We start from the raw sequence: 12900 nt of genomic DNA, 5'->3' as shown, positions 1-12900 counted from the left end.
CTTTAATTTTTCAGATTGATAAAGTCGCTATATTTTACCGGACTTTGTCGTTCAGAAAGACGAACCTCGTCGGGCTCGAAGGTCTGCTTTGAGTACCGATTGGGGTCGAAGGCGTCAGTTAATTTAGAAAGAAAACGTTTAATAATATAATTAGATCTGGAGGATCAAAAAGATGATCAGAATGAATAATAAAATCAAGAATTTCTTTGGCGTTGGGGACATGTTTTTTTCGCTGATGGTAGTTCTGGAAATTGCTTTTTTGATGGTGTTTTTAACGGATGTTTTAAAACTCGATATTGCTGTAGCAGGAACGATTATATCAATTACCAGTTTAGGCGATTTGATCACCTCGTTTATCGCCGGCGGTATTGTTGATAAATCTAATATGAAATGGGGCAAATATCGTTCCTGGCTACTGGTTGGTCCGGCGATTGCATCGATCTTCTTTGTCCTGCAATTTACCCAATTCGGTACCGCAACAACGTCCGCTATTATTTTTACTGTCTGCTACTTAATTTCACATACGTTATGGAATATTTTCTATACCGCTAACCGGGCCCTGGCCGGGGCAGTAACTGATGACCCCACCGAACGGGCTCATATCTCCGGTAGAATTGCGGCTTGGATGAATGCTGGCCGGATCATCGGTTCAAAGCTGATAATCGTCATGATTCTCTTCTTTGCCACCAATGTAGGGGGTGGCAATCAACTGGTCGGTTATACTTGCACGGCACTGGTTACCAGTGTGCTGATGTGTATCGGTTATTTCATCCATTTTAAAATAACCGAAGGATATGATCTGCCTCAGGAAGTAAAAAAAGAAAACAGCCCGCAACAGAAGGTAACCATTATTGATATGTTTAAAGGCGTTGGCCAAAATCCACCATTGATTTCAGTCCTGTTCTGTGATTTTTTCCGCCTCAGCGGTTATTATGCGATGATGGCAATGGTGGCTTATTACAGTAAAATTGTCTTGAAAGATCCCGCTGGAGTGGGGAATATGCTGCTAGTTCTCAACATTGGTTGTTTACTGGGGGCACTGTTATCAAAAACATTTGTAACAAAGTTCGGGACAAAAGGAACCTCCGTAGTTGGCTTGGCTGGGGCGTCGGCTTTTATGGTAGTAGCAATGTTGGTCTCTCCCAATGTAATGACAGTGATGGTATGTCTGGGCTTGAGTCAGATTTGCTATGGGGTTTCATTTGGTTTGACAACAAGTTTATACGCTAATTCGGCAACTTATGCGGAGTTTACAACTAAAAAAAATACAACCGGATTTATCATGGGTTTGCTATCATTCTCAATTAAGACGTCACAATTTATTCGTGGTTTGATCATCACCTTTGTCCTTGGTTTTATCGGTTACAGTGCACAAATGACGGTGACCGAACAGACTATTGGCAACATGTCTATGGCATTCTTTGCTATTCCGGCAATTTTAATTGCAGTCGGGATTTTACCTCTGCTGCTTTTAAAAATGAAAGATAGCGATGTTATTGAGATGAGAAAAGAAATTGAAGCACGTAAAAACACGAATACAACTATCGAAACAAATTAATTAGCTTCTGAAAATAAATTGCATACGTTTAAATTAAGAGATAATGATCGGCGAGTCAGTCATTAATTGACATTGGTGAAGTAATTTACTTACTTTTACACGGGAAACATTATAAGATTGACAGACTTAACCGTTGACAGAAACTAGCAATAGGGGAATTAGTGCATTTATATCCTGTAAATTTAAACAAGGAGAAGAAATTATGGTCACAGTTAAATCAATTCAATTTGGTGTTGCAAATTTATTTATTCTTGAGGATGGTGGAATGATAATGATCGATACTGGTGCCGAAAAAAGTATTGAACCCTATTTAAAAGCATTTTCTGAACAGAATATCGATCCGGAAAAAATTAGACTGATTGTGGTCACCCACGGACATTGGGATCACTATGGGAGAGCCAAAGAATTAAAAGAAATAACTGGGGCCAAAGTGTTATGTCATAAAAATGCCGTTCAAGCATTGAAAACAGCAATTGACCCAGAATATATCCCAAGCGGAGAAGTGGGGCGGGAATTCTTAAAAGTAATGCCTGATTTAATTCAACCAAACCCTACGCCAGTTGAACCAGATATCGTCATTGATGATGAATTTGATTTAAGTCCATTTGGGATATCAGGCAAAGTGATTTATACACCTGGGCACAGCAACTGCTCGTTGTCTGTTCTTCTTGATTCTGGTGAAGCATTTATCGGCGATATGGTGATGAGTAATCCTTTTAATGGAGAAATCTGTCTAGGCGTTTTTGCGACTGATTTTGAAAAAATGGTCGATAATATCAAAAAAATGACAAAAACAAGTGATGCTTTTTATTCGGCACATGGGGGACCATTTTCAAAGCAAGACATTATTAACTTGTTCTAAGGATAATCAAAATCATAATAAAACAGGTGGTGCTAATCAACAATTGATTAGCGACCACCTGTTTTGTTTTTGCTTCCAGGCTTTGTTGTAGTGATTATGCTTCATGATACTCCAGCCGGATCGATGACAAATCAGTCATCGCATACTCAATCCGACTGGCATATTTTTTGGCCTCCGCAATAATCTTGTCCCGTTCAAGTTGATTCAATCCCAGCAGCTTGAGATGGAGAATATTGCACATATCGATGATCGCTTCGGTCTTTACGGTAACATCCCCTTCTTTTTTAGCCCGGATCAACTGAACCAGCGAGGCGACAAAAATGTGAGCATACATCCGCAGGGTTTGTGAATCCAGATTGAGTTTCAGAAAATCAGCCTGCTCGATAAAATGCTGGTGATCCGATTCAATTAATAGTTCGCTGAGAATATTCTCACAAGCCAGCTCATAATAAAAGTTCATGGTTGGGTTATGGGAATGAAATATTTTTATCCAGGTTCGGATGTGAATGGTGTCACGAAGGATTTTATCGTGCTTGACTGGAATGACTTCAAATAATTCGGTATTCAAATTTCTGAGAAATTTTTTGCAGATGACCCCGGCCACCTCGGCTTTGCTGTTGAAATGATAATTTAATCGGCTCAGCGAGAGACCAGAATCTCTGGCAATATCCCGGATGGTGGTGGCAGAGTAGCCCTGGTTATAAAACAGGGCCGATGCGGTTTTGATAATTTTATCTTTTGTTTCGATACTTTTTTTATAACTGGCCATTGTCTTCCTATCCTTAAAAAATTGATGATTTGTTAAAATATTGCGCCGAATAACTGGGTAGTGTAGCTGTGTTCTAAGTAACGCATTTTAAATCAAAGCAAGAGTCGGATTGCTGAGCCATCATGGTTTTCAAAAAAGGTCAGGGCTTCCTGGATGTACTGCTTTGTGGTTTCTTCAGGAATTCGCATTAAACGGCCCGTCATGGTCTGAATGGTGACGTACAGTTCCGTGACTGTTTTAGCTTGCGGGGCGTTGATATATTGCAGGCCGAATTCTTTACGAAGACAGGAATCGGCAAAGACAGCGGTATCGAAGTCCTCTTTAGTCATCCGGTTGGGCAGATCCCGAAAATAGGGATTATATAATTTCAGGATAATTTCCTGGTAAATATATTCAGAGTGGAGCATTTCAGCATGAAAGGACCGGGTTTGGGGATCGCTGTAAATAGCATGGTAATGGTAGATCTGTTTGTGAAAATTGATTTGGATGCCATTCATTTTATCATGATAGGTGTTGGTTCGGACAAAGGACAATAGTCTGACAATGAATTCTGAATAGATTCGTTCGGCAAGGTCCTTTTTTTTCTTAAAATAATAAGTCAGTGTTCCCAACTGAATACCGGTTTCGGCGCAAATGTCCCGCATCGAGGTTTTGGTATAGCCGTTTTTATAAAATAATTGTTTGGCAGTTTGAAGTATGATTTGTTCGGTTTGGAAGCCTTTTTTATATTTTTTCATAGATCCTCTTTATGATATTCGTTTATGTTTGAATTTATTATAGCACACAAGGATCGAATTGGTTACATAAAAATAATCGTACAAAAAAATAAATGTACAAAAAGGATTGCGTTCGCATTTCAGATGTGCTAATATAGTACAAAATAAATAATGTACGAAATCGGTTTGCGCCGATTGGGAATTATCTTAAAAGGAGAATGAAATGCTAACAAAAAGACAGAATTTAATGGAAACGATTAAAGGTGGCCAGCCGGATCGGTTTGTCAATCAGTATGAATTTCTGGAGCTGATCAGAGAAGCGCCCAAAGAAGCCTTTATGACACCAAAAGGGACCGAAGTCAAAAATGCCTGGGGGATTACCATTCGTTGGCCGGAAGGTCAGATTGGCTCTTTTCCGGTTCATGAAAAAGGTTATAAAGTCCTGGATGACATCACCCAGTGGCGGGAATACGTCAAAGCGCCGTCAGTCGATTATCCGGCCGAGCGCTGGACCGAAGCCATTGCCCATGCCAAGGCAGTTGATCGCGATGAGAAATTTGTGACCGCTTTTGTGACACCGGGAATCTTTGAGCTGACCCATTATCTGATGGGGATGGAAGACGCCTTAATGAGTTACTATGAAGAACCGGAAGCCATGCATGAACTGATTGAGTATCTGACAGAGTATGAGCTGGCCTATGCCAAGCAGATTGTCGAAAACCTTCATCCCGATGCGCTTTTTCATCACGATGACTGGGGTAGTCAGATTTCATCTTTTATGTCGCCGGAAACCTTTAAGGAATTTATTTTACCGGCCTACAAAAAAATCTATGGCTTCTATAAGGATAACGGCGTGGAGCTGATTGTCCACCACAGCGACAGCTATGGCGTGAACCTGGTGCCATTTATGATTGAAATGGGGATTGACATCTGGCAGGGGGTCATGAATACCAACAATATTCCCGAGCTGATCAAAGAATACGGCGGACAGATTTCATTTATGGGCGGCCTTCACAGCGGTGAAATTGATTTTCCTGACTGGACATCGGAAATCGTTATGGAACATGTGGAGCGGGCCTGCAAAGAATGCGGCAAGCTTTACTTTATTCCCAACCTCAGTCAGGGTGCCCCGATCAGTTCCTTCCCGGGCGTTTATGAAGCGACCTCAAAAGCCATCGATCAGATGAGTGCGGAACTGTTTTAATCGCAGAAAAATAAAATCTCAAATTTTGGAGGAAAAAAATTGATCATTATTGGCGAAAAAATTAACGGCGCCATTCCCTCAACCGGGAAGGCGATTGCCCAAAAAGATGCTGAGTTCATCCGCAACCTGGCCATCAGGCAGGCGGAAGCCGGAGCTGATTTCATCGACGTCTGTGCTTCAGTTGACGATGATATCGAACTGGAAACGATGAAATGGCTGATTGACATCGTTCAGGATGCCACCGATGTGCCGATTGCGGTGGACAGCCCCAATGTTTATACCTGTATTGAATCGATGAAATACTGCAATAAGCCAGGACTGTTTAACTCGGTATCACTGGAAGGTGATAAGGTCGATGTGGCCTTTAAAGTGCTGGCTGATACCAAATGGGAATGTGTGGCTTTGCTTAACAGTGACAAGGGTATCCCCAAAACCGCCAAGGATCGTCTGGAAGTATTTAGCGACTTAATGGCAAAATGCAAGGAATACAATATCGATCCATCCCGGATGCACATCGATCCTTTGATTGAAATGCTGTGCACGTCAGAAGACGGTATCACCATGGTGACCGAAGTGATCCGGGAAATCAAGAAACAATATTCAACCATTCATGTCACCGGTGCCGTCAGTAATATTTCCTTCAACCTGCCAGCTCGCCGGATTGCCAATCAGGCCTTTGCCGTTCTGGCCATGAGTGCCGGGATGGACAGCTTTATTCTTGATCCGCTGAACAAGGACATGATGGGAATGCTCTTTGCCACTGAAGCGATGATGGGTGAAGATGAATATTGCATGGAATATATCGGTGCCTTCCGGGAAGGTATTTTTGTAAAATAAACAAGGGCCGTTGGCTTCGCTGCCGGTTTACGCCAAACAATTTCTGCACTGTACGGCGTACAGGCTATCGCCTGTTCGCCTACACGTTACGAAATAGTTTGCGTATACCGACATCAAAGCAATAAATGTTCGTTTTATAAGTTACAACAAAGCCCGGCACTCACACAGGTTCCGGGTGGATTAAATAAAAATAAGAGTTTAAATTCAAATCAAGGAGAAAAAACATGTCAAAAATTGAAGATGTAAAAGGTTTGGTTGAAACCGGTAAATCAAAGAAGGTTGCCGCAGCGGTCCAGGAAGCTCTGGATGCCGGCGATAAAGCGCAGGATATTCTGGATGCGATGATCGCTTCCATGGGTGTGGTGGGTGATAAATTCTCAGCCGGCGAAATTTTTGTGCCGGAAATGCTGATTGCTGCTAAAGCCATGTCCAAAGGGGTGGAAGTGTTAAAACCATTGATGGCTGGCGAGGGATCTAACTCACTGGGCACCTGCATCATTGGAACAGTGGCCGGAGACCTCCACGATATTGGTAAAAATCTGGTTTCAATGATGATCGAAAGTGCCGGATTTGATATGGTTGATCTGGGCGTCGATGTTCCAGCCGAAAATTTTGTCACCGCAGTTAAAGAAAATGAACATGTCGTTCTGGTGGCCTGTTCGGGTCTGTTGACAACGACCATGCCAGCCTTAAAAGAAGCAGTTCAGACCATTAAAGCAGCCTTGCCAGAAATGAAGGTCATTGTCGGCGGGGCACCGGTGACGCCGGAATATGCTGCTGAAATCGGAGCCGATGGTTATGCACCAGATGCTGGCAGTGCCGCTGTGAAAGCCAAAGAATTAGTCATGGCTTAACTTGTTTCCATTGGTGAACGTTAATTAAGCCACCAAAAAATGATGGCCTGATTGTGGAATTACCGAAAAATAAAAATTTGAAGGAGAAGAAAATGAAAAAACCGTTAAGTAATGCACTCAAGCGATTTTACGGGATTGGTGATTTTGGATTCACGTTGATGGCCAATGTGGAGCTCTATTATATGGCGTACTTTCTGACCAATGTGGCAAAATTTGATTTAGCCACTACGGCACTGATTATGACGTCAACAAGTATGATTGATGTGATCCTGTCACCTTTCTACGGCGGTATTATCGATGGGATGAAACCGATGAAATGGGGTCGCTATCGATCCTGGTTATTGGTCATCCCGCCAATTGTTACCCTGTTTTATACCCTGGAATTTACGGTTATTGGTGCTGGAATGGTGCCAGTGGCAATTATTATCGGATCTTATCTGATTGGTCACATTGCCTGGAATTTTTCATATGTTGCCAATGTTGCGCTGATTCCAACCATTTCCAGTACACCGGAAGACCGGGCCCAATTGTCAGCAACCCGAGGAGCCTACAACAATGCCGGGAAAATTGCCTTTTCACTGGTTGGTTTATCGACGGTATTATATATCGGAACAGCCATTAACAATCCGGTATTGGGATTCACTCTGGTGGCATTGGCCATGTGTTTGATTTATTGGGCTACCTACTTTGCCCATTTTAAAATGACCGACGGTTATGAAGAAATCAATGAAAATACCGGCACAGAAAAGAAAAAGAAAGAAAAAACGTCTATCAAAGATATGGCAAAATCACTGGTGCAGAACCCTCATTTACTGGTATTGTTGCTGGCGGATCTGAGCCGATGGATTGTCAACTTTGTTATGGCTGGAACAGCGGTTTATTTCTTTACCTATGTAAGTAATAATGTGCCGATGTTCACAACATATCTGCTGGTTGCAAACGGCATGGCACTGGTTGGAGCCTATCTGAGTAAAAATGCTGCTGCCAAATTCTCAACCCGTACAGCCGGGATTGTCGGGTTTTATGCGCTGGGTGGATTCCTTCTGATTAGTCAGTTTTTCGCCACGAATCTCGTGGTCGTACTGATTCTGTTGTCCTGTGCGCAATTCTTCCTTGGTTTTATTTACGCCCTGATTTCAGCAATGTACAGCGATACTGTTATCTACAGTGAATGGAAAACTGGATCAAAAGCCTCCGGCTGGATTATGGGGTTAATGAATTTACCGTTAAAAATCGGTAATCTGATCAAAGGAGCGATCATCCCGGCGGTGCTTGCGGCAGTTGGTTTTGTGGCCAAAATGGATCCCGCGACGGCTACGCCCGAATTAAAGGCCGGAATTGTTCAGTTGTTTGTGATAATTCCGGGGATCGGAATTCTGGTCGGCGCGGTGCTGCTGACGGTGGGTTACCGATTGACCCGGGATAAAATTACCAATTATCAGAAAGAAATTGATGAACGACAGGCAATAGTTGAATAATTACTGAAATCAAAATGCTTTTGATCGGTGCTGCTCTTTTCCTAAAAAGATTGAGCAGCACCTGTAATTAATAATCACAAGTGACGAGGGGATGTATGAATAAAAAACAGATTATCGGGATGATTTTCAGTATTGCGGTGTTGATCACTTTTTATTTTCTGCCGATCCCGGAAGGTCTTAGTAATAATGGGATGATCACAATCGGCTTGCTGCTTTTCTTTTTGATCATGCTGATCACCGAAGCCTTGCCGGTAGGCGTTATTTGTTTTTTGTGTTTGGCCTTGCTGCCGACCCTGGGAGTTACCAAGAATCTGGGTACGGCCCTGGGCGGCTTTACCAATACGATTTTATTTTTTGTGTTGGCCTCGTTTGGCTTGGCCGAAGCGGTATCATCGACTCCGATTGTCAAACGGGTGCTGCATGGTCTGTTAAAAACGTTCGGGCGTAATGTTAAAACCTGTGTTCTGGCAATCATGATTGCAGCCGCTACGGTCTCGTCGATTGTCACTGATGTGCCGACGGTGGTGGTGTTCATGGGGATCGGAGCCAGCTTTCTGAAGCTGTTTAAAAATGAAACCGACCGCCATCAAACTGCTAAATCGCTGATGATGGGAATTCCGATTGCTGTCATGCTGGGCGGCCTGATGACCCCGGCCGGTAGTGGTATTAATATTTTAACAATTGGCTTGCTGCAAAGTATTGCCGGAATTCAGATTACCTTTATTCAATGGATGGTCTGTGCCATTCCAATTGTTGTGGTGATGGTTCCGCTGGCATGGTTTATCCTGATAAAAATTCATCCGCCGACAGAAATTGACGCCAATGAAATAAAAGTCTATCTCAATGGGATTGCCGTTTCTGAAAAGATCAGTCAGCGGGAAGTAAAGGTGATCATCATTGCTGTGGTGATGATGCTGTTCTGGATGATGAGCTCGTTTTTTCCGGTTATCGAGGTGGCCGTGGTCTCACTTTTTGGTTGTACCTTGTTTTTTCTGCCCGGAATCAGGATTCTCACCTGGGAACAGTACATGAAGGCCGTTAGCTGGACCTCCTTTATCCTGATCGGAACAGTCTTATGTATTGCCAACACCATTGTCGCCAATGGCGTCAGTGAGTGGTTTGTTACTTATGTACTGCCCTTGTCACTGTCACTGTCGACCATGGGAGGGGTCTTTTTTGTAGCCGTGATGATTTTTGTGATCATGCTGATTGTTCCGGTGGCTCCGGCCCTGATCGGGGTGCTGACGCCAGTGATTGTCAGTTTGGCTGCCACCATGGAGATTAGTCCAGCCCTATTAATTATTACTTTGGGTTTATGCGCCGGAAACTGTTATCTGTTTCCCATTGATACAATTCCGCTAATCACCTACACCTCTGGTTATTACAAAATGACCGATATGCCCAAGGCAACCATCTGGATGCAGCTGGCCTTTATTATCTTAGCAACCTTGTGGCTGCCATTGGCCGGATTGATTTCCGGAATCGTTTAGCAAAACGATTGTAAGCTGGCGTTAAACGGATCAGCGCAACATGCATGAATCCTAAAATTAAATAAAAACAATCAAGCGACAAGATGGCTATTTTGTCGCTTTTCTATTATAATGGAACGAGTAACGATCATCACAAAAGAGCGGTGCGATGTTTAATAAGGGCATTGTGAACCATGAACACACGGGGACGCTGATGATTAAATCGCTGAAAATAGAATGCAGAAAGCGAGATGAAAAAAATGGTTATTTCATTTGAAATAAGTCCGATACAAAGTATCCAGAAGATTCAGAGTCAAAAAAAGAAAATTGATCAACTTTGTTCATTTAATCCGAACTATATCAGCTGTAGTATCAGTGGGATAAAAGATGTAAGTTTTGAGCGTAATTTAGAAATGTGCAGACTACTGAAGTTGGATAAACGAACGATTCCGATGACACACTTTGCAATTGGTGATAAGAAAAAAAAAGAACTGACGGATCGTCTAAAAACTTATGTTTCAATTGGGATTGAGCATTATTTTGTTATAAGGGGGGATTCCAAGTACCATTCGCAAAGAAACGACGCATTCCCTAATAGTTTTAGTTTTATTAAGACAATAAAAAAGCTAAACCCCGATATGCATGTCTCTGTTGCGGGATATCCTGAAACTCACATTTTGGCTGATTCGGTTAAAACCGATATCAAGCATTTAAAATTAAAGCAGGAGTTTGGGGCTGATAAGATCATTACTCAAATATGTTTTGATGGATATGCGATTGCGAACTGGTTGGATCTTTGTCAGAAAAATGATATTCATTTACCTGTTGACATCAGTATTTTACCGGTTACGAATAAGAATAGAATATTACAACTCAGTTTTGCAAATGGCATCTCGATACCAAAAGAATTGTCAAAAATTATTGGGCGTTATGGTGATGATCCCCAGGACTTTAAAAAAGCTGGGATAGACTATACGATTAAACAAATTGATGCGTTAAAAAAATTGGGGATCAATGGATTTCATTTTTTGGGTGGCAATAATACAAGCACAATTTCAGAGGTATTAACGATGGCTTCGTTGGCCAATAACAATTAGATTTAAAATTAAATAAAAACAATCAAGCGACAAGATGGCTATTTTGTCGCTTTTCTATTATAATAGAACTATTATCGATAATCACAAAGGAGCGGTGCGATGTTTAATAACGGCATTGTGAACCATGAAAATTATAACCACGTTGAAAAAAATTTAAAAAATGTCCTGAATCTGGCCAATACCAGTGGCAATTCCAAGGCAGTTGAGGAAGAAATCTATTATAATACGGCCAAAAATGTTGGCCGCAGCCTGAATGTTACTGATTATAACAGCCTGGCGGAAAAGATTATGGCCCTGGGGATTGGTCAGATTGTGATGACCAACATGTCCGATAACAAAATTGTCTTTCGGCTGTATGACTGTTTTACCTGCAGTGAGATGGAAAATATCGGTAAACCGGTCTGTTATTTTGAAGCCGGGATTCTGGCCGGTGCTGTCAGTACCATCAGCAATCAGGACATGGATGCCATCGAAGTGCGGTGCAACGCTCTGGGTGACGACTATTGTGAATTTGAAATCACCCCGGCCAAGGGCAATAAAAAGAACTTTCAGGCCGTCGGCGATGATGAAAAACCCGATATCAACATGCTTTATCTGACCATCAATTCACTCAAGCTGGCTAAAAGCAAAAATCAGATCCAATCCCAAAGCCAGCGCTCCAGCCGGGCCAATAAACAACTCAATGATGCCCTGGAAAATGCCCTGGAAGCCGATAATTTCAATCAGAACATCATCGACAGCATTCCCAACTATCTTGCGGTAATCGACAGCTCCGGGATGGTGGTGCGGATCAATAAAAAGTACGAGGAATTTCTGTCCCTGGCTTTTCAAAAAGACACCAGCATTATTTCCCTGGCTTGGGAAACAAAGTATACCGAGGTGCTAGCGACCGGCAAACCGGCCATCTGGCAGCAGATAATTTCCGGCAAGGAGCACATTATTTTTGAGAGCCCGATTCTAGAATCCCAGGCAGTCCTGCGCCAGGTGATTCCGGTGGAATCGGATTTTATTAAACTGCTGCTTGATAAAATATCCGACCTGGAAGAGCGGATTGACAGCAACAAAAAAGCCAGCCAGCAGCAGCTTAAACTCAAAGATGATCGTGTTGTTGTGGCCAGCGATGTGATGATCAGTCAGGTAAACTACATCCGGAAAGTTGCTAAAACCGATGCCTCGATCTTAATCCGAGGCGAAAGCGGCACCGGCAAAACGCTGTTTGCCGAGGTGGTTCATCAGGAAAGTCCCCGTCGTCATAAGCCTTTTATCTACATTGACTGCACTACCATTCCCAAGAATTTTTTTGAAACCGAATTGTTTGGCTACACGCCCGGGGCCTTTACCGGCGCCAGCAGAAACGGCAAAGCCGGTAAACTGGAAATGGCTCAGGGCGGGACGGTTTTCTTAGATGAAATCGCCGAGATTCCCATTGAAATCCAGTCAAAGTTACTACGTTTTCTGCAGGAAAAGAAGTTTGAAAAAATGGGCGCCGTCAAAACCCAGCAGGTTGACACCCGGGTCATTGCCGCCACCAGTCAAAACCTCGAAGCGATGATCCGGGATGGCTTATTTCGCAAGGATCTTTACTACCGCCTCAATGTGATCAATATTGTTCTGCCGCCGCTGCGACAGCGGCGGGATGAAATCCCGGTCTTAGCCGCAAAGATTCTTAGTCAGATCAGTGAAGAAAGCAAAACCGGGCTTAAACGGATTGATGCGTCTGGCCTTCAGGCGCTGATGGGCTATGATTGGCCCGGCAATATCCGGGAGCTGGAAAATCTACTCAAGCGCCTGACCTTTCTGGTCGATGACGGAGTGATTACAAGCCAGGCGATAATGATGGAGCTGCATACGGCGGCGACCTTAAATGGCGGGGTCGGGGGCGCTGCCAGTGAAATCCGGGAAAATGAACGTGAGCTGATCATCCGGGTGTTGGAAAACTGCAATTATAACAAGTCGGCGGCAGCCGAAAAACTCGGCATCACCCGCCAGACCCTTTATAATAAGATTAAAAAGTATCAGATTAGTTAGACAGCCGGTGGCCGGGACGAGTGTCAAG

11 protein-coding genes are annotated in these 12900 nt (G+C 43.1%); 9 read left to right on the top strand and 2 right to left on the bottom strand.

Annotated features, from left to right (window positions below):
• Nucleotides 1–172 precede the first annotated feature (172 nt).
• A complete protein-coding gene (locus BI182_RS13710) occupies nucleotides 173–1558 on the top strand; it encodes an MFS transporter (protein WP_286808669.1) in 1386 nt (461 codons plus the stop codon).
• Nucleotides 1559–1760: 202 nt separating this feature from the next.
• Entirely contained in the window at nucleotides 1761–2420 is a 660-nt protein-coding gene (locus tag BI182_RS13705) for an MBL fold metallo-hydrolase (protein ID WP_286808667.1), read from the top strand.
• A gap of 94 nt (nucleotides 2421–2514) precedes the next feature.
• Here the strand turns inward: BI182_RS13705 and BI182_RS13700 are convergent, their stop codons facing one another.
• Together BI182_RS13700 and BI182_RS13695 are read right to left on the bottom strand one after the other, a co-directional pair.
• Nucleotides 2515–3189, bottom strand: a complete 675-nt coding sequence (locus BI182_RS13700) for a TetR/AcrR family transcriptional regulator (RefSeq protein ID WP_286808666.1) — start codon at nucleotides 3187–3189, stop codon at nucleotides 2515–2517.
• A 92-nt stretch (nucleotides 3190–3281) separates the two neighbouring features.
• Nucleotides 3282–3926 carry a TetR/AcrR family transcriptional regulator gene (locus tag BI182_RS13695; RefSeq protein ID WP_286808665.1) on the bottom strand — a complete coding sequence of 215 codons (645 nt, stop codon included), beginning with the start codon at nucleotides 3924–3926 and terminating at the stop codon, nucleotides 3282–3284.
• Between the two features lie 202 nt (nucleotides 3927–4128).
• On the opposite strand from BI182_RS13695, the gene BI182_RS13690 reads away from it, so the two are divergent.
• From BI182_RS13690 to BI182_RS13660, 7 genes are all read left to right on the top strand, one after another.
• Nucleotides 4129–5109 (top strand): uroporphyrinogen decarboxylase family protein, encoded by a 981-nt coding sequence (locus BI182_RS13690; RefSeq protein WP_286808663.1) that lies wholly within the window; start codon nucleotides 4129–4131, stop codon nucleotides 5107–5109.
• A 39-nt stretch (nucleotides 5110–5148) separates the two neighbouring features.
• Nucleotides 5149–5946: a methyltetrahydrofolate cobalamin methyltransferase gene (locus BI182_RS13685; RefSeq protein WP_286808662.1), complete on the top strand. Its 798-nt coding sequence runs from the start codon at nucleotides 5149–5151 to the stop codon at nucleotides 5944–5946.
• A gap of 224 nt (nucleotides 5947–6170) precedes the next feature.
• Nucleotides 6171–6800, top strand: a complete 630-nt coding sequence (locus tag BI182_RS13680; protein WP_286808661.1) for a cobalamin B12-binding domain-containing protein — start codon at nucleotides 6171–6173, stop codon at nucleotides 6798–6800.
• A gap of 92 nt (nucleotides 6801–6892) precedes the next feature.
• A complete protein-coding gene (locus BI182_RS13675) occupies nucleotides 6893–8278 on the top strand; it encodes an MFS transporter (RefSeq protein ID WP_286808659.1) in 1386 nt (461 codons plus the stop codon).
• Between the two features lie 95 nt (nucleotides 8279–8373).
• On the top strand, nucleotides 8374–9768 hold the full coding sequence (locus BI182_RS13670; protein WP_286808657.1) for an SLC13 family permease: 1395 nt from the start codon (nucleotides 8374–8376) through the stop codon (nucleotides 9766–9768).
• A gap of 230 nt (nucleotides 9769–9998) precedes the next feature.
• On the top strand, nucleotides 9999–10844 hold the full coding sequence (locus BI182_RS13665; RefSeq protein ID WP_286808655.1) for a methylenetetrahydrofolate reductase: 846 nt from the start codon (nucleotides 9999–10001) through the stop codon (nucleotides 10842–10844).
• Nucleotides 10845–10943: 99 nt separating this feature from the next.
• The gene (locus tag BI182_RS13660) at nucleotides 10944–12872 is read left to right on the top strand and encodes a sigma 54-interacting transcriptional regulator (RefSeq protein WP_286808653.1); all 1929 of its coding nucleotides are present in this window, start codon (nucleotides 10944–10946) and stop codon (nucleotides 12870–12872) included.
• Nucleotides 12873–12900: the final 28 nt, after the last annotated feature.

It is taken from the genome of Acetobacterium sp. MES1 (genome assembly GCF_002237635.1).
In the GTDB taxonomy this organism is placed as follows: domain Bacteria; phylum Bacillota; class Clostridia; order Eubacteriales; family Eubacteriaceae; genus Acetobacterium; species Acetobacterium wieringae.
The sequence above is the reverse complement of the archived record's forward strand: the minus strand, read 5'-3'. Positions and strand labels throughout refer to the sequence as shown.

Excerpts from the sequence above, each read along its gene's own strand:
- BI182_RS13705 (WP_286808667.1), top strand. The coding sequence starts at position 1,761 with ATGGTCACAGTTAAATCAATTCAATTTGGTGTTGCAAATTTATTTATT.
- BI182_RS13690 (WP_286808663.1), top strand. The coding sequence starts at position 4,129 with ATGCTAACAAAAAGACAGAATTTAATGGAAACGATTAAAGGTGGCCAG.
- BI182_RS13670 (WP_286808657.1), top strand. The coding sequence starts at position 8,374 with ATGAATAAAAAACAGATTATCGGGATGATTTTCAGTATTGCGGTGTTG.
- BI182_RS13665 (WP_286808655.1), top strand. The coding sequence starts at position 9,999 with ATGAAAAAAATGGTTATTTCATTTGAAATAAGTCCGATACAAAGTATC.
- BI182_RS13680 (WP_286808661.1), top strand. The coding sequence starts at position 6,171 with ATGTCAAAAATTGAAGATGTAAAAGGTTTGGTTGAAACCGGTAAATCA.
- BI182_RS13695 (WP_286808665.1), bottom strand. The coding sequence starts at position 3,926 with ATGAAAAAATATAAAAAAGGCTTCCAAACCGAACAAATCATACTTCAA.
- BI182_RS13660 (WP_286808653.1), top strand. The coding sequence starts at position 10,944 with ATGTTTAATAACGGCATTGTGAACCATGAAAATTATAACCACGTTGAA.
- BI182_RS13675 (WP_286808659.1), top strand. The coding sequence starts at position 6,893 with ATGAAAAAACCGTTAAGTAATGCACTCAAGCGATTTTACGGGATTGGT.
- BI182_RS13710 (WP_286808669.1), top strand. The coding sequence starts at position 173 with ATGATCAGAATGAATAATAAAATCAAGAATTTCTTTGGCGTTGGGGAC.
- BI182_RS13700 (WP_286808666.1), bottom strand. The coding sequence starts at position 3,189 with ATGGCCAGTTATAAAAAAAGTATCGAAACAAAAGATAAAATTATCAAA.